At 72.4% G+C, this 16948-nt stretch carries 14 protein-coding genes; 3 read left to right on the plus strand and 11 right to left on the minus strand.

Annotated features, from left to right (window positions below):
- The 9 genes from hflX to dusB all read right to left on the minus strand — a co-directional run bounded on the left by hflX (position 1) and on the right by dusB (position 10922).
- Positions 1 to 1359: a GTPase HflX gene (gene hflX / locus ACFOY6_RS07115; RefSeq protein ID WP_379649858.1), complete on the minus strand. Its 1359-nt coding sequence runs from the start codon at positions 1357 to 1359 to the stop codon at positions 1 to 3.
- Positions 1337 to 1684 carry an RNA chaperone Hfq gene (gene hfq, locus ACFOY6_RS07120; RefSeq protein WP_109518365.1) on the minus strand — a complete coding sequence of 116 codons (348 nt, stop codon included), beginning with the start codon at positions 1682 to 1684 and terminating at the stop codon, positions 1337 to 1339. Before hfq ends, hflX begins: the two co-directional genes overlap by 23 nt.
- Positions 1685 to 1803: 119 nt before the next feature.
- On the minus strand, positions 1804 to 2478 hold the full coding sequence (locus tag ACFOY6_RS07125) for an HAD family hydrolase (protein WP_379649815.1): 675 nt from the start codon (positions 2476 to 2478) through the stop codon (positions 1804 to 1806).
- Positions 2475 to 3347, minus strand: coding sequence for a D-amino-acid transaminase (locus ACFOY6_RS07130; protein ID WP_379649817.1), 873 nt, complete (start codon positions 3345 to 3347; stop codon positions 2475 to 2477). The genes ACFOY6_RS07125 and ACFOY6_RS07130 overlap by 4 nt, the downstream gene beginning before the upstream one ends.
- A 131-nt stretch (positions 3348 to 3478) precedes the next feature.
- On the minus strand, positions 3479 to 4873 hold the full coding sequence (ntrX, locus tag ACFOY6_RS07135; RefSeq protein WP_109518362.1) for a nitrogen assimilation response regulator NtrX: 1395 nt from the start codon (positions 4871 to 4873) through the stop codon (positions 3479 to 3481).
- Positions 4863 to 7112, minus strand: coding sequence for a sensor histidine kinase NtrY-like (locus ACFOY6_RS07140; RefSeq protein ID WP_379649819.1), 2250 nt, complete (start codon positions 7110 to 7112; stop codon positions 4863 to 4865). The genes ntrX and ACFOY6_RS07140 overlap by 11 nt, the downstream gene beginning before the upstream one ends.
- A gap of 86 nt (positions 7113 to 7198) precedes the next feature.
- Entirely contained in the window at positions 7199 to 8638 is a 1440-nt protein-coding gene (gene ntrC, locus ACFOY6_RS07145; protein WP_379649821.1) for a nitrogen regulation protein NR(I), read from the minus strand.
- Positions 8635 to 9819: a two-component system sensor histidine kinase NtrB gene (locus tag ACFOY6_RS07150; RefSeq protein WP_379649823.1), complete on the minus strand. Its 1185-nt coding sequence runs from the start codon at positions 9817 to 9819 to the stop codon at positions 8635 to 8637. Before ACFOY6_RS07150 ends, ntrC begins: the two co-directional genes overlap by 4 nt.
- An 8-nt stretch (positions 9820 to 9827) precedes the next feature.
- Complete coding sequence (gene dusB, locus ACFOY6_RS07155) at positions 9828 to 10922, minus strand: tRNA dihydrouridine synthase DusB (RefSeq protein ID WP_379649825.1); 1095 nt, start codon at positions 10920 to 10922, stop codon at positions 9828 to 9830.
- A gap of 163 nt (positions 10923 to 11085) precedes the next feature.
- On the opposite strand from dusB, the gene ACFOY6_RS07160 reads away from it, so the two are divergent.
- Both ACFOY6_RS07160 and ACFOY6_RS07165 read left to right on the plus strand, forming a co-directional pair.
- Positions 11086 to 11577, plus strand: coding sequence for a DUF305 domain-containing protein (locus tag ACFOY6_RS07160; protein WP_379649827.1), 492 nt, complete (start codon positions 11086 to 11088; stop codon positions 11575 to 11577).
- Between the two features lie 61 nt (positions 11578 to 11638).
- The gene (locus ACFOY6_RS07165) at positions 11639 to 12799 is read left to right on the plus strand and encodes a bifunctional 2-C-methyl-D-erythritol 4-phosphate cytidylyltransferase/2-C-methyl-D-erythritol 2,4-cyclodiphosphate synthase (RefSeq protein WP_109518357.1); all 1161 of its coding nucleotides are present in this window, start codon (positions 11639 to 11641) and stop codon (positions 12797 to 12799) included.
- Positions 12800 to 12829: 30 nt separating this feature from the next.
- Here the strand turns inward: ACFOY6_RS07165 and ACFOY6_RS07170 are convergent, their stop codons facing one another.
- Positions 12830 to 14611, minus strand: coding sequence for a putative bifunctional diguanylate cyclase/phosphodiesterase (locus ACFOY6_RS07170; protein WP_379649830.1), 1782 nt, complete (start codon positions 14609 to 14611; stop codon positions 12830 to 12832).
- Between the two features lie 180 nt (positions 14612 to 14791).
- Positions 14792 to 15793: a tryptophan--tRNA ligase gene (gene trpS, locus ACFOY6_RS07175; protein WP_109518355.1), complete on the minus strand. Its 1002-nt coding sequence runs from the start codon at positions 15791 to 15793 to the stop codon at positions 14792 to 14794.
- A gap of 211 nt (positions 15794 to 16004) precedes the next feature.
- Here trpS and panC point away from each other — a divergent pair, with 211 nt between their 5' ends.
- Positions 16005 to 16853, plus strand: coding sequence for a pantoate--beta-alanine ligase (gene panC, locus ACFOY6_RS07180; protein ID WP_379649832.1), 849 nt, complete (start codon positions 16005 to 16007; stop codon positions 16851 to 16853).
- The last annotated feature ends 95 nt before the right edge of the window (positions 16854 to 16948 follow it).

Below are 16948 nucleotides of genomic sequence, written 5' to 3' on the forward strand. Positions count from 1 at the left end.
TCAGTTCTGCTGCTCGAAGCGGGCACGGTCAGTGGGGGTCAGGCGGACGCTGAGGCGGATGCTCGCCTCCCCATCCTCGCGCGTCAGCACCTCGCCATGCTGGTAGAGCCAGGCCAGCCGGGCGCCGTCGGTGGTGGGGAGGGTGTAGTCCACCGTCTCCATCCCCGCCGCCAGCCGGGCGTCGAGCGCCGCGCGCAGCGCCTCCAGCCCCTCCCCCGTCAGCGCCGAGACGGCGACCGAGGTGGCATCGTCCGCCCCCGGCACATCCGCCACGCCGCCCAGCAGGTCGGCCTTGTTCAGCACCTCGATGGTGCGGGCGGGCCAGTTCTCGTCCAGCGCCGGGTCGGGGCCGGTGGCCATCTCGTTCAGCACGCCCATCACGTCGGCCCGCTGGGCGCTGGTGTCCGGGTGCGCCACGTCCCGCACATGCAGGATGATGTCGGCCGAGGCCACCTCCTCCAGCGTGGCGCGGAACGCCTCGATGAGCTGCGTCGGCAGGTCGCTGATGAAGCCCACCGTGTCGGACAGGATCACCGTGCGGCCCGAGGGCAGCCGGATGGCCCGCATGGTCGGGTCCAGCGTCGCGAAGAGCTGGTCCTGCGCGAACACGCCCGCGCCGGTCAGCGCGTTGAACAGCGTGGACTTGCCGGCATTGGTGTAGCCCACCAGCGCCACCACCGGGAATGGCACGCGGGTGCGCGCCGCGCGGTGCAGGCCGCGGGTGCGGCGCACCTGCTCCAGCTCGCGCTTGAGCTTGACGATCCGCTCGCCGATCAGCCGGCGGTCGATCTCGATCTGGCTCTCGCCCGGGCCGCCGAGGAAGCCGAAGCCGCCGCGCTGCCGCTCAAGGTGTGTCCAGGAGCGGACGAGGCGGGTGCGCTGGTATTCCAGATGCGCCAGCTCGACCTGCAGCGAGCCCTCGCGCGTGCGGGCGCGCTCGCCGAAGATCTCCAGGATCAGCCCGGTGCGGTCGATCACCTTGCAGCCCCAGGCGCGCTCCAGGTTGCGCTGCTGCACGGGGCTCAGCGCGGCATCGACGACGACGACGCCGATCTGGTGCTCGTCGATGGCTTCGCGCGCCATCTCCACCTGCCCCTCGCCCAGCAGCGTGGCGGGGCGGCGGGCGCGCAGCGGGAACACCGCGCTGTGCACGATGGTCAGCCCGATCGAGGCGGCGAGGCCGACGGCCTCGGCCAGCCGTGCCTCGGCCGCACGGCTGGCGGCACGGGCCTCGGGAAAGGGCACAATGCCCTCGGCGCCGCCAGGGCGCGTCGGGCGTTCGAAAGGCAGCAGAACCGCGGCGAGGGTGGGCTTGCCGCCCGTCGCCGCGTTGTTCTCAGTCGGAGGAGCCGACAGGATTGACCTCACGTTGCAATGTCATGGTGCCTTCACGCGTCACGGCCACGGAGCCGCCCTGGGCGGGAGCGCCCTGGGTGGCACCGGAGCCGGCCGCTGCGGCATCGAACAGCATGATCGGCGCGCCCGGCATGACGGTGCTGATGGCGTGCTTGTAGACCAGCTGGGTGTGACCGTCCCGGCGCAGCAGGACGGAGAAATTGTCGAACCAGGTGATGATGCCCTGCAGCTTCACGCCATTGACCAGGAAGATGGTCACCGGCGTCTTGCTCTTGCGGACATGGTTCAGGAAGACATCCTGAACATTCTGGGACTTCTCGGCGGCCATGGGCTCGGTCCTTCTTTTTCTTGGCGAGCCACCTTTGGGCGGGCGGCGTTGTGCCGGCCTTCACCCTGGCATGGGGCTCCGCCCCGGCAGGCGGTGTGCCTGTCGGTTCGCCCGCAAGATCACGCAGGGAGGGGGGTTTTGGCAAGGCCGCGTAGACATCTGGCGAGCGCATGGCCGTCTGTAAAGAGGGCATCGGGTGCCAGAGCGGCCACGCCGCCATCATGCGCGGCATCGCCCAGCAGCACGGCGGAGCAGCCGGCGGCCCGCGCCGCCTGCATGTCCACCCCCGTGTCGCCGATGAACCAGACCTCCGGCCCCGGCGCCACGCCAAGACGCTCCAGCGCCAGCAGCACGGGTGCCGCGGCGGGCTTGTCCGCCACGGCATCCCCCGCCCCCACCACGGCGCCGAAGCGCTCGGCCCAGCCCAGATGCGCCGCCTCCGCCCGCAGGATCGGCCCCTGCTTGTTGGAGACGATGCCGAGTGGCCAGGGGCCCGCGGCCTCCAGCGCCTCCAGCGTGCCGGCGAGCGGGATCAGCACCTCCAGGTGGCGGGCGCGCACCTCGGCGTAGAACAGCTCCCGCGCCCGCTCCCACTCGGCGCCGAAGATGGCGGGGAAGGATTCACGGAGCGAGAGGCGGGCGCGCGCCCGCACCTCCTCCCGGCTCCATTCCGGCAGGCCGAAGCCGCGCAGCGCGGCGTTCATCCCCGCCTGCACGCCGGCCCAGGCATCGACCAGCGTGTTGTCCCAGTCCCACAGGATCGCCCGCGGGCGGGGCAGCGGGGCCTGGCTCACGCCGCGTTCTTCACCGCGCCCTTCACATGGCGCGCGAAGATGTCGAAGAGCTGCCGCACCACCGGGCCGGGCTTGCCGTCGCCCACATCCTGCCCGTCGATCCTGACGATCGGCTTCACGAAGGAGGTGGCGGAGGTGATGAAGGCCTCCCGCGCGCGGCGCATCTCCTCCAGCGTGAAGGGCGCCTCGGAGAAGCCGATGCCGGCTTCCTTCAGCTCGGCCATCAGCGCGCCGCGGGTGCAGCCGGGCAGGATGTCGTGCGAGAGCGGGCGGGTGCGGATGGTGCCGTGCTCGTCGACGATCCAGAAGCTGGTGGCCGCCCCCTCCGTCACGATGCCGGTGGCCTCCTCGAACAGGATGGCCTCCACCGCGCCCTGCTCGCGCGCCGCCTGGCGGGCCAGCACGTTGGGCAGCAGGTTGATGCTCTTGATGTCCCGCCGCGCCCAGCGCAGGTCGGGCATGGTGATCGCCGCCGCGCCCCAGTTGTCCACGCTCGCCGGATAGGGCGCGATGCGCTTGACGGTGACGACCAGCGCCGGCGGCACAGGCCTGGCCGGGAACGGGTGGTCGCGCCGCGCCACGCCGCGCGTCACCTGCATGTAGAGCAGCCCCTCGGTCACGCGGTTGCGGCGCGCCACCTCCTGCAGCACGTGGGAGAGCGCCTGGCGCGTCAGCGGCATCGGCAGCCGGATCTCGCGCAGCGAGCGCTCCAGCCGGTCCAGGTGCCGGTCCTCGTCGACGAAGCGGCCATTGTAGAGATGGACCACCTCGTAGATGCCATCGCCGAACTGGTAGCCGCGATCCTCGACATTCACGCTGGCCTCGCGCTGCGGGACGTAGCGGCCGTTGACATAGGCGATGCGGGACATGCCCTGACTCTCTTCCTCGTGGTTCGCAGGAGGGGCGCAGCTTCGCGCCATCGGCGCGGCGCGGCAATGGGCGCAGGGCGCAAAAAAGCCGGGAAGGCACCCCTTCCCCGGCCCCGCCGCGCCGTCCCGCCTCAGGCCGGCGCGGCGCGGTCCTCGGCCTGCACGCCCAGGAACTTCAGCTTGCGGTGCAGCGCGCTGCGCTCCATGCCAACGAAGTTCGCCGTGCGGCTGATGTTGCCGCCGAAGCGCAGCAGCTGCGCCTCCAGGTACTGCCGCTCGAACAGCTCCCGCGCCTCGCGCAGCGGCAGGGTCATGATCTCCGAGGAGCGGTCGAGCTTCAGCGCGGCGGGCGCGGCCGAGCCCACCTCGGGCGGCAGCATCTCGGGGCGGATCGGCTCGCCGGGGCCGCCCGGCGCCATGATCAGCAGCCAGTCCACCAGGTTGCGCAGCTGGCGCACATTGCCGGGCCAGTCATAGGCCTGCATCGCCGCCAGCACGTCCTCGGACAGCTCGCGCGCCGGCACGCCGGAGGTCTCGGCCGAGCGGGCCATGAAGTGCCGCGCCAGCGCCGGCACGTCCTCCCGCCGCTCGCGCAGCGAGGGCACGCGCAGCGGCACCACGGCGAGGCGGTAGTAGAGATCCTCGCGGAAACGCCCGGCGGCGATCTCGGCGGAGAGGTCGCGGTTGGTGGTGGCCAGCACCCGCACATCCACCTTCACCCGCGTGGCGCCGCCGACGCGCTCGAAGCCCTGCTCCTGCAGCGCGCGGACGATCTTGCCCTGGGTCTCCAGCGGCATGTCCGCCACCTCGTCCAGCAGCAGCGTGCCGCCATGGGCGCGCTCCAGCACGCCGGCGCGGCGTGGCGCGCCATCCGGCCCGGCCTCGACGCCGAACAGCTCCTCCTCGAAGCGGCCCGGGTTCAGCGTGGCGCAGTTCAGCGCGACGAAGGGCTCGTTGGCGCGGCGGGAGCGGGCATGGATCATCCGCGCCGCCACCTCCTTGCCAGCGCCGGCGGGGCCCGAGATCAGCACCCGGCTGCCGGTGGGCGCCACGCGGTCGATGGCGCCGCGCAGCTGGCCGATCAGCGAGGAACTGCCGAGCAGCTCCGTCTCCGGCCCGGCGCGCAGCTTCAGCTCGCTCACCTCGCGCTTGAGGCGCGCCGCCTCCAGCGCCCGCTCGGCGATCAGGATCAGCCGGTCGGACTTGAAGGGCTTCTCGATGAAGTCGTAGGCGCCCTGCTGGATCGCCTGCACCGCCGTCTCGATGGTGCCGTGGCCGGAGATCATCACCACCGGCACCTGCGGCTCCTCGCGCTGCATCGCTTCCAGGATGCCGAGCCCGTCGAGGCGCGAATTCTGCAGCCAGATGTCGAGGATGACGAGGTTGGGCCGGCGGGCGCGGAAAGCCGCCAGAGCGCTGTCCGAATTCTGCGCGACGCGGGTGTCGTAGCCCTCGTCCGACAGGATACCCTCGATCAGCGCACGGATGTCCGGCTCGTCATCGACGATCAGGATATCATGCGCCATGCCGTTGCATCTCCGTAGTCTTTCCTGCCATGTCCGTCCCGGGATCCTCCGGCACACCGCGCAGGGGCAGCACCAGCGCCGCACGGGTACCACGCACGACGCCGTCCTTCGTTGCCTCCCGCTCGGCCAGCAACAGCCGTCCACCATGGTCCTCCATGATCTTCTTGACTATGGCAAGACCAAGGCCGGTCCCTTTTGGTTTATGTGTCACATACGGTTCCGTGAGCCGCTCCCGCTCCTCCCCCTGCGGCAGGCCGACGCCATTGTCCTCCACCGCCAGCGTCACCCACTCCCCCTGCGGCTCCACCGACAGGATGATGGCACCCGGAGCGGGCTCCAGCCCCTCCGCCGCCTCGGCCTGGAGGCGGGCAGCGACGGCATCGGCGGCGTTGGCGAGGAGGTTGGTCAGCGCCTGGCCGATCAGCCGCCGATCGCAGGGCACGCGCGGCAGATCCTCCGGGATGCGGGTGGTGTAGACGAGATCGTGATGCGCGTTCTGCTGCAGGATCAGCGCCTCCCGCGCCACCTGCGCCAGCGGCTCGGGGCGGATCACCGGCTGCGGCATGCGCGCGAAGGCGGAGAACTCGTCCACCATCCGCCCGATATCCCCCACCTGCCGCACGATGGTGTCGGTGCAGGCCTTGAAGGTCTCGGGGTCGGACTGGATCTCCTTCAGGTAGCGGCGCTTCAGCCGCTCGGCGGAGAGCTGGATCGGGGTCAGGGGGTTCTTGATCTCGTGCGCGATGCGCCGCGCCACGTCGGACCACGCCGCCTTGCGCTGGGCCGAGAGCAGCTCCGTGATGTCGTCGAAGGTGACGACGAAGCCCACCACCTCGCCGCGCTGCGTCTCGGCGCCGATGCGGGCCATCAGGGTGCGCCGCTCGCTGGCGGGGCCGATGCGGATCTCGCCCATGCGCGGCCGGTCCGGCGCCGCCAGCACCGGCTCCAGCAGCGGCGCGAATTCCGGCGCCACCTGCACCAGCGGCACGCCCAGCTCGTTCTCCAGGTCCAGCCCCAGCAGCTCGCCGGCGCGGCGGTTGGGCAGGTTGATGCGGCCCTCGATGTCCAGCCCCACCACGCCGGCCGAGACGCCGGAGAGCACCGTCTCGGTGAAGCGGCGCCGCTCGTCGATCTGCCGGTAGGCCTCCATCAGCTCGCTGCGCTGGGCGGCGAGCTGGTTGGTCATGCGGTTGAAGGCGCGGCTGAGGGAGCCGACCTCGTCATCCCCCTGCCCCTCGATGACGCGCACCGAGAGGTCGCCGCCGCGCACCCGCTCCGCCGCCACGATGAGGCGGGAGAGCGGGCGGGCGATCTGGTTGGCGATGACCAGGCCGATCAGCACCGCCGCCATCAGCACCAGCAGCGCGGCGATGGCGAAGATCATCGCGAAGGTGACCTGGAGGCCGGAACGGTTGCGGTCGAGCTGGTCGTATTGCTGGAAGGCCAGCTCGGTGCGCTGCATGTGCTCGATGACGCCCGGATCGACGGGCCGGCCGATCAGCAGCATCAGCCCGGGGCCGATGTCCAGCTCGACGAGGGCGCGCACCCGCCCCTCCTCCGTCTCGCCCGGCAGCACCGCCACCTCGCCGCTGCGCGCCACCTCCATGGCCCAGGCGGGCAGCGGGCTGAGCACGGCGGTGGTGGTCAGCCCGGCATGGCTCACCACGCGGTTCAGCACCGGCTCGAAGACGATCGATTCCGTCAGGCCGCGCAGCGCCGTGTGGCTGGCCAGGATGCGGGCGAAGACATACTGGTTGTCGTCCAGCAGGCGGCCGTTGCGGTTGAGGTCGGCGGCCATGGCCAGCGCGTCGGCGCGGATGGTGTTGCGGTGCTCGTCCAGATAGGCGCGGGAGGCGACGAGGCTGGCCTCCAGCGTCTCGCGCACCCGGTCGCTGAACCAGGCCTGGATGCCGAGGTTGAAGAACACGGCGGCGAAGGTGGCCACCAGCAGCGCCGGCACCACCGCCACCACGCTGAACAGCATGACCAGCCGCACATGCAGGCGGGAGCCGGCCGAGCCGCGCCGCCGCTCCGCCCACATCCGCACCAGCCGGGCCGTGAGCGAGACGAGCAGCAGCAGCAGGAAGGCGGCGTTGATCAGCACCATGGCCACCACCTGCCCCGGCCGCGTGGGCCCGAAGGGGCTGCCGCCGGAGAGCAGGGTGAAGGTGCCGATGCCGAGCAGCAGGGCGCCGACGGCCAGACCGAGCGTCATGGCGCGGCCGAACAGCAGGTCCATCAGCCGCCGCGCCCAGGAGGGCCTCGGCGCCGGCTGGGAGGGAGGCTGGCCCTCCCCCCCGCGCCCGGGGCGGGAGGACGTGTCGCTCACGACAGGCCGCGCACCACGGGCAGGTCCAGCTCGCGGATCTTCTTGCGCAGGGTGTTGCGGTTGAGGCCGAGCATGGCGGCGGCCTTGATCTGGTTGCCGCGCGTGGCGGCCAGGGCGAGGCGCAGCAGCGGCCGCTCCACCTCGGCCAGCACCCGCTCATAGAGGTCGCGCACCGGCAGCCCGTCCTTCTGCGCGGCGACGAAGGAGGAGAGGTGGCGCTCCACCGCCTGCTCCAGCGTCTCCGGCGTGCGCAGCTCCAGCTCGGCCAGCGGCTCCGCCTCGGCCAGCTCGGCGGCCACGGCATCGGCGCCGATCACCTCCTGCGGATACAGCGCCGCGAGGCGCCGCATCAAATTCTCCAGCTCGCGGGCATTGCCGGGCCAGGCGTGCTGCCGCAGCCGGTCCACCGCCCCCTGGTCGAGCTGCTTGGAGGGCAAGCCGGCGGATTTGGCGCGGTCCAGGAAGTGGCGCGCCAGCAGCGGGATGTCCTCGATCCGCTCGCGCAGCGGCGGCAGGCGGATGGGCACCACGTTGAGCCGGTAGAACAGGTCCTCGCGGAACATGCCGCCGCGGATCGACTGCCGCAGGTCGCGGTGCGTCGCCGCCACGATGCGGACATTGGCCTTGATCGGGTTGCGGCCGCCGACGGTAGTGAACTCCCCCTCCTGCAGCACGCGCAGCAGCCGGGTCTGCGCCTCGGACGGCATGTCGCCGATCTCGTCGAGGAACAGCGTGCCGCCCGCCGCCTGCTCGAAGCGGCCGACGCCGCGCGCCAGCGCCCCGGTGAAGGCGCCCCGCTCATGTCCGAACAGCTCGCTCTCGATCAGCTCGCGCGGGATGGCGGCCATGTTGATGGCCACGAACGGCCCGGTGCGGCGGCGCCCATAGTCGTGCAGGGCGCGCGCCACCAGCTCCTTGCCGGTGCCGCTCTCGCCGGTGATCATCACCGTCAGGTCGGTCGTCGTCAGCCGCGCGACGGTGCGGTAGATCTCCTGCATGGCCGGGCTGCGCCCGACCAGCGGCAGCCGCTCCTCCTCGTCCTCCGCCGCGGCCGGCACGGCCACGGCGGGCGCGGTCAGAGCGCGGGCGACCACGGCCAGCAGCTCCTTCAGGTCGAAGGGCTTGGGCAGGTACTCGAAGGCGCCGCGCTGCGCCGCCTTCACCGCCGTCATGAAGGTGGACTGCGCGGACATCACCACCACGCGCAGCTCCGGCCGCACGCGCCGGATGCGCGGCACCAGGTCCAGCCCGTTCTCGTCCGGCATGACGACATCGGTGATGACGAGGTCGCCGGCCCCCTCCTCCACCCAGCGCCACAGCGTGGCGGCGGAGGAGGTGGCCCGGACGGTGTAGCCGGCGCGCCCGAGCGCCTGGGAGAGCACGGTGCGGATGGCCCGGTCGTCATCGGCCACGAGGATGGTGCGTGAGTCGGTCATTCGTCTCGGATCTTGCGCGGGGCGGGAAGGTCGGCGGGGCACATCGGCAGGGAGATGCGGAAGACGGTGCGGCCGGGCCGCGTGTCGCACTCGATCAGCGCGCCCATGTCGGCCACCAGCTTGGCCACCAGCGCGAGGCCCAGCCCCTGCCCGCCCCGCTTGGTGGTGACGAAGGGCTCCCACAGGGTGGAGGCCACCTCCTCCGGGATGCCGGGGCCGTTGTCGCGCACGCTCACCTGCAAGGGCACGTGCACCCGCTCGCGCGAGCCCGGGATGGCGATGCGCACCCCATGGTGATAGGCGGTGGAGAGATGGATCTCGCCGCCCTGCGGGTCCACCGCCTCGGCCGCGTTCTTCACCAGGTTGAGCAGGATCTGCACCAGCAGGTCGCGGTTGCCCAGCACCAGCGGCAGCGAGGGGTCGTAATCCTCGGTGATGCGCAGGTGGCTGGCGAAGCCGCGCGCGGCGATGCGCCGCACATGGTCCAGCACCTCGTGGATGTTCACAGCCGCGCGCTCCACCGGGCGCTCGGAGAACATCTCCATCTTCTCGACCAGGGTGCGGATGCGGTCCGCCTCGTCCTGGATCAGGGTGCACAGCTCGCGGTCCGCCTCGCTGGCGGACTGCTCCAGCAGCTGCGCGGCGCCGCGGATGCCGCTCAGCGGGTTCTTCACCTCATGCGCCAGCATCTCCGCCATGGCGGAGGCGCCGCGCGCCGCGCCGCGGAAGTTGAGCTGCCGGTCCAGCCGCTGTGCCTTGCTGCCATCCTGCAGCGTCAGCACCACGGCGCCGGGCATCTCCGGCAGCGGCGCGCCATGGGCGGCGACGCCGGTGCGGTGCAGGCGCGGGCTCTCCAGCGTCAGGTCGTGGTCGGAGACCGGCGCGTCCAGCACCCGCACCTGCCCGACCAGCGCGAAGAGCCGGCTGTCGGGCGGGATCAGGTCGGAGAGCCGCATCTGCGCCAGGGTGCCGGAGGAGAGCTGGAAGAATTGCTCGGCCGCCGGGTTGGCGAAGCGGAAGCGCTCCGCCTCGTCCAGCACCACCATGGGCACCGGCAGGGCGGAGAGCAGCGCCAGCGAATCCGGCAGCGGCCGGCTCTCGGCGGCGGCCGCCAGAGGGGCCGCCGGGTTGGCCGGGGATGCTGCCGGCGCGGCCGGGCGGCGGGGGGCCGTGCCCGTCATGGCGGCGCTCATGCGGCCAGGGAATCCATCCCCGACTCCGCGCCCGCCTCGCGGTAGGTGTCGCGCACCGCCTCCACCCCCTGCTCGATCAGCGGCAGGTAGAACTCCGCCAGCAGCGCCTCGGCCGCGGCCTGCGTCTCGGCCTGGTTCACCTTCACGCGGAACTCGGCCGAGCCGGGCAGGCCCTTGGAATACCAGGCCAGGTGCTTGCGGGCGAGGCGCACGCCGGGGTGGCTGCCATGGTGCTCCAGCATCGTCCGGTAGTGACGCAGCACGATGTCGTACTGGGCCGCGAGGTCGGGCTCGGGCAGCGGCGCGGCGCCGGTCAGGTGGGCGGCGGTGCGGGCCAGCAGCCAGGGCCGGCCATAGCAGCCGCGCCCGATCATCACGCCATCGGCGCCGGACTGGCGCAGCGCCTCGGCGGCGTGCTCCGGCGTCAGGATGTCGCCATTGACGATGACGGGGATGGAGACCGCCTGCTTCACCTTGGCCACGAAGGCCCAGTCGGCGGTGCCGGTGTAGAGCATCTGCCGGGTGCGGCCATGCACCGTCACCAGCCGGATGCCGCATTCCTCGGCGATCTTCGCCAGGCGCGGGGCGTTGAGGCTGTTGTGGTCCCAGCCCATGCGCATCTTCAGCGTCACCGGGCCGGGCACGGCCTTCACCACCGCCTCCAGGATGCGGGCGGCGCCGATCTCGTCGCGCATCAGCGCGCTGCCGGCCTGCTGGCCGATCGCCACCTTCTTCACCGGGCAGCCGAAATTGATGTCGACGATGGCGGCGCCGTGGTCCACCGCCAGCTTCGCCGCCTCGGCCATCACCGCCGGGTCGCAGCCGGCCAGCTGCACGCTGGTCGGGCCGCCGAACCCGTCCACCTCGGCCATCTTCAGCGTCTGCCGGTTCTCGCGCACCATGGCTTGGCTGGCGATCATCTCGCTCACCACCATCGGCGCCTGCAATTCGCGGCAGAGCCGGCGGAAGGGCAGGTCCGTGACGCCGGACATGGGCGCCAGGATCACCGGCGCATCGATGCGGATCGGCCCGACCATGATCGGCCGCAGGCGCGGCGTGGTCGCCGGGGAGGAGGTGGGGGCGATGCTCATGATTTGGGCAATCTAGTGGCGTAACCCGCTGGCGTCCATGCGCAACCGCCCAGCAGGGGGGCAAAACCCGGCCATGCGCCCCGCGCAGGGCAATGCCGGCCGCATCCCGCGCCCGCGGGCGGCGTTGCAAGGGCATCCTCCCGCCCCGAGAAGGAGCCGCGCGATGAGCTATGCCCGCTTCGCCGCGATGATCGCCACCTCCACCATCGTGATGTTCGGCCTGATGTACCTGAACACCTATGCCCTGGATCATGTGTTCTTCAGCCAGACGCGGGGCTGGATGGCGCTGCTGATGGGCGCCACCATGGCCATCGTCATGCTGCTCTTCATGCTGGGCATGTACCGCAGCCGGGCGGCCAATGCCGGCATCCTGGCCGGGGCCGCGCTGGCCTTCGCCGGCTCGCTCTGGATGGTGCGCAGCCAGGCCACGGTGGACGACCTCTCCTACATGAAGGCGATGATCCCGCACCATTCCATCGCCATCATGACCAGCGAGCGCGCCCATATCCGCGACCCGGAGGTGCGCGCCCTGGCCGATGCCATCATCGACGCGCAGCGCCGGGAGATCGGCGAGATGAAGGCCATGATCGCCCGGCTGGAGCAGGCCCCAACCCCCGCCGGCGCGCCGGACCTGCCGCCCGCCGGCGGCCGCTGAGCCCCAACCGCGCCCACGCCCCCCCTGGGCGCCGGGCGCCACTGCGGCTAGGGTCCGCGCCATGCGTGTGATCGCCCTCCTGATGGCAGCCGGCCGCGGCAGCCGCTTCGGTGCCGACGTGCCGAAGCAGTACCTCCCCTTGTTCGGCCGCCCCGTGCTGCGCCACGCCGCCGAGGCCCTGCTGGCCGATGGCGGCGTGGACGCCCTCCTCCCCGTGGTGCCGGAGGGCGAGGCGGAGGCGGTGTCCGCCCTGCTCGCCGGCCTGCCCTGCCTGCCGCCCGTCACCGGCGGCGCGACGCGGCAGGAGAGCGTGCGGCGCGGCCTCGAATCGCTGGCCGCCGATCCGCCCCGGATCGTGCTGGTGCATGACGCGGCCCGGCCCGTGGTGCCGCGCGGCACGGTGGCGGCGCTGCTCGGCGCCCTGGCCGCCGAGGTGCCGCAGGACCTGATGGGCGCCATCCCCGCCCAGCCGGTGAGCGACACGCTGAAGGTGGGCGCGGGCGGACGGGTGCTGCGCACCGTGCCGCGCGCCGGCCTCTACCGGGCGCAGACGCCGCAGGCCTTCCGCTACGCCGCGCTGCTGGACGCGCACCGCGCCGCGCGCGAAGAAGCCACCGACGACGCCGCCCTGCTGGAGGCGGCCGGACTGCAAGTGGCCCTGTTGCCCGGATCGGAGAGCAACCTGAAAGTGACCTACCCCGAGGACCTGGCCCGCGCCGAGGCCGCCCTGCTGCCGCGCTACCTGCCCGCCATGGGCACCGGCTTCGACGTGCACCGGCTGGTGGAGGGCCGCCCCCTCGTGCTGTGCGGCCTGACCATTCCGCACCCGCTGGGGCTGGACGGGCATTCGGATGCCGATGTCGGCCTGCACGCGCTGTGCGACGCCATCTACGGCGCGCTGGCCGAGGGCGATATCGGCCGCCACTTCCCGCCCAGCGAGGCGGAGTGGAAGGATGCCGACAGCGCCCGCTTCCTGCGCCACGCCGCCGGCCGCGTGGCGGCGCGCGGCGGCATCATCACCCATACGGATGTGACGCTGATCTGCGAGCGCCCGAAGATCGGCCCGCACGCCGATGCCATGCGGGCGCGGCTGGCGGAGCTGATGGGCATTGCCGTGGACCGCGTCTCGGTGAAGGCCACCACCACCGAGCGGCTCGGCTTCACCGGGCGCGGCGAGGGAATCGCCGCCCAGGCGGCGGCGACGCTGCTGCTGCCCGCCTGAGGCAGGGTGCTGCCGGCCTGAGGCGCGGCCTCAGGCGGCGGCGCGGACGCCGGCGCGCAGCCAGTCGCGCAGCGCCGGCTCGGCCATGGGGCGGGCGATGAGGTAGCCCTGCGCCTCCTCGCAGCCATGCCCGGCCAGGAAGTCGAGCGCCGCCTGGTCCTCCACCCCCTCGGCCACGACGCGGTGGCCGAGGTCGTGCGCCAGCTGGATCATGGTGGCCACCAGCCGCTGGTCCCGCGCGCTGGCGGACAGGCCGCGGATGAAGGACTGGTCCAGCTTGACGATGTTGGCGGGCAGGGTCTGCAGATAGGAGAAGGTGCTGTAGCCGGTGCCGAAATCGTCGATGGCGATATCCACCCCCACCGCCCGCAGCGCCCGCAGCTGGGCCAGCGCCGCGTCGCCGTTGCGCATCAGCGCGCTCTCGGTGAATTCCAGCTCCAGCGCCTGCGGCTCCAGCCCATGCTCCTCGAGCGCCTCCATCAGGTGCCGCGTGAAATCCGGCTCGGCCAGGTTCAACGCCGAGACGTTCACCGAGAGACGCAGGCCAAGCCCGTCCCGCCGCAGCGCGGCGAGTTGCGCGGCGGCGCGGCGGATGACCCAACGCGTCACCGGCTGCGTCAGCGCCGTCTGCTCGACCAGCGGGATGAACTCGCCGGGCGAGATGGCGCCCAGCTCCGGATGGCACCACCGCAGCAGCGCCTCGGCGCCCTGGCAGGCGCCGCCGGCGATCTCGATGCGTGGCTGAAACATCAGGCTGAGTGAGTCCGGCGCCGCCAGGGCGGGCACCAGATCGGCCAGCAGGCGCAGGCGGCGGCGGCTGCGCGCGTGGCTGTCGGCGCTGTAGAGGGAGGCGCCGCTGCCGGCGCTGCGGGCCTCATCGGCGGCGCTGGCCGCGGCGTGCAGCACATCGTCCGCGCTGCCCTGGCCGGGCTGGAACGTGGCGATGCCGAAGGTGGGCGTGGCCTTCACCGGCACCTCGCCGAAGGGCACGGGTGCCGCGAAGGCCTCCTCCAGCGCCGCCACCGCCTGCTGCCATCCCCCCGGGCGGGTGGCTTCCAGCAGCGCCAGGAAGGCGCAGCCGCCGATGTGGTACAGCCCGTTGCGGCCGCCCAGGGTGCGGACCAGCACCTCGGCGCCATGCCGCGCCACCGCCTCCACATAGGCCGGCCCCAGCACCGTCACCGCCTGGCCGAACTGGCTGGAATGGGAGAGGTCCACCATCAGCGCCACCCCGTACGCCGCCGCCTCCACCACCGGGCGGGCGGCGAACTCGTCGAGGAACTGCAGCCGGTTGGGCAGGCCGCTCACCGGATCGATGCGGCCGAAGGCGTGCTCCAGCTCCACCTGCGCCATCACCATGGCGGCGAGGTCGGTGAGAGACTGCATCTCGGCGGGGGAGATCTCACGCGGGACGGTGTCCAGCACGCACATGGCGCCGAGCCCCAGCCCCTCGCGCGTCAGCAGCGGTGCGCCGGCGTAGAAGCGGATGCCCGCCCGCACCAGCGGGCTGCCGGCGAAGCGTTCATCCTCCAGCATGTCCGGCACCACCAGCATCTGCCCGGAGGTGCTGACCACGGCGCAGGGCGCCTGGTGGCGCGGAAGCTCCTGACCCGCCGTGCCGATGGCGGATTTGAACCATTGCCGGTGGCTGTCGGTCAGCGAGACGGCGGCCACGGGCGCGCCCAGCATCTGGCTGGCCAGGCGCGTGATACGGTCGTAGCTCTCGCTGGGGGGCGTCTCCAGCAGGTTCAGGGCGCGCAGCGCATCCAACCTGCGGCGCTCTTCCGCGGGCGGGGGCGAGAAGAGGGACATGAGGCATCCTCGGGCAGTCAGGAGAGCAGGCTGCAAAACGCGCCATCCTGGCTGCCTGGAACCTGAGCGCGGCCGGGACCGGCCGCCCACCCGAGAATGGCGGAAAAGATGTTAATGGACTGTGATCCGCCCCTCCTCCGCCGCTTCACGGGTGCGGGAGCGGCGGAAGGAGCGGCGGCTTCAGGCGCGCGGCAGGAAGCCCACCAGCGCCTCGGCCTTCTGCACGATCGGCTCGGCGATGGCGGCGGCCTTGTCGGCGCCCTGGCGCAGCGCGGCGTCCACCGCGCCCGGGTCGTCCAGCAGCCGCTGCATCTCCGCCTGGATCGGGCCGAGATGCGCCACCAGCGCGTCGGTCAGCACGCCCTTGAAGGTGCCAAAGCCCTGCCCCTCGTGCTGGCGCAGCACGGCGTCCGGCGTGGTGCCGGTGATGGCGGCGAGGATACCCACCAGGTTGCGCGCCTCGGGCCGCGCCTCCAGCCCCGCCATCTCGGCCGGCAGCGGCTCGGGGTCGGTCTTGGCGCGGCGGATCTTGAGCGCGATGGTGTCCGCGTCATCCGTCAGGTTGATGCGCGACTGGTCGGAGGGGTCCGACTTGCTCATCTTCTTGGTGCCGTCCCGCAGGCTCATCACCCGCGCGGCGACGCCCTGGATGATCGGCTCGATATGCGGGAAGAATTCCACGCCGTAGTCGTGGTTGAACTTCTCGCCGATGTCGTTGGCCAGTTCCAGGTGCTGCTTCTGGTCCTCGCCCACCGGCACGCGGGTGGCGTGATAGGCGTGGATGTCGGCCGCCATCAGGTTGGGATAGACATAGAGGCCGGCGCCGGCGTTCTCGCGGTCCTTGCCGGCCTTGTCCTTGAACTGCGTCATGCGGTTCAGCCAGCCGATGCGCGCCACGCAGTTGAACAGCCAGGCGAGGCGCGTATGGGCGTGCACATGGCTCTGCACGAACAGGGTGCATTTGTCCGGCGTCACGCCGCAGGCGATCAGGGCGGCGGCCATCTCGCGCGTCTGCCGCGCCAGGGTCTTCGGGTCGAAGGGCTGGGTGATCGCGTGCAGGTCCACCACGCAGTAGATGCACTCATGATCATCCATCATGGGCACCCAGTTGCGGATGGCACCCAGATAGTTGCCGAGGGTGGGGATGCCGGAGGGCTGGATCCCGGAGAACACGCGCTGCATCGTCGAACCTTTCGCGCCTGGGCAGGCGGGGGTGATCCCGCGCGGCGGCCCCTGCGTCAAGCCGCCCCATCAAGACACCGCATCAGGCCCCCGCGTCAGGCCCCCGTGTCAGGCGGCCGCCGCGCGGCGCCGGTTGCGCCGGGCGGGCGAAGGCGGCAGGAGAGGCCGCCGGCCAGGAACGGCCGGCCATCGCCGGGAGGATCGGAATCACATGCGGATCGAGCGGGAACTGGAGGGGCTGCGGGCGGCCACGGGCGCGTGGCGGGCGGCGGGGCGGCGCATCGCGCTGGTGCCCACCATGGGGGCGCTGCACGCCGGGCACCTGGCGCTGGTGGCCGAGGCGCGGCGGCGGGCCGAGATCGTCATCACCTCCATCTTCGTCAACCCGCTGCAATTTCTGCCGCATGAGGACCTGGCCCGCTACCCGCGCGACGAGGCGGGCGACCTGGAGAAGCTGCGCGCCGCCGGCTGCGACCTGGCCTGGATGCCCACGCCGGCGGTGATGTACCCGCCCGGCGCCGCCACCGTGGTGGAGCCCGCCGGCCCGGCCGAGGGCTGGGAGGGCGATGAGCGCCCCGGCCATTTCCGCGGCGTGGCCACCGTCTGCACCAAGCTGTTCATGATGACCGGCGCCGACGTGGCGGTGTTCGGCGAGAAGGACTGGCAGCAGCTCCAGGTCATCCGCCGCGTGGTGGCGGATCTGCACCTGCCGCTGGAGATCGTCGGCCTGCCCACGGTGCGCGACGCCGACGGGCTGGCGCTCTCCTCCCGCAACCAGCGCCTCTCGCCGGAGCAGCGGGCGCGCGCCGCCGCCCTGCCCCGCCGCCTCCGCGCCGTGGCCGAGGCGCTGGCGGAGGGCCGCCCGGCCGCCCCCACCCTGGCCGAGGCGCGCGAAGGGCTGGCGGCGGACGGGTTCGGCGTCGACTACCTCGCCCTGGTCGTGCCGCACACGCTGAAGCCCTGGGCCGAGGGGCAGCGCGGCGAGGCCCGCCTGCTCGCCACCGCCCGGCTGGGCGAGGTGCGGCTGCTGGACAACCTGCCCGTCCTCCTGCGGGGCTGACAGCCCGCCCGTCCTGCCGCCGTGGGTCTGCAGCCGCCGGGGCCGCTGCGTCCCGCGGCGCGCATGACACTTTTCCGGTGCCGCTGCGTTGCGGG

The sequence above is a fragment of the Teichococcus aestuarii genome, from assembly GCF_042651065.1.
GTDB classification, from domain to species: Bacteria; Pseudomonadota; Alphaproteobacteria; order Acetobacterales; family Acetobacteraceae; genus Pseudoroseomonas; species Pseudoroseomonas aestuarii.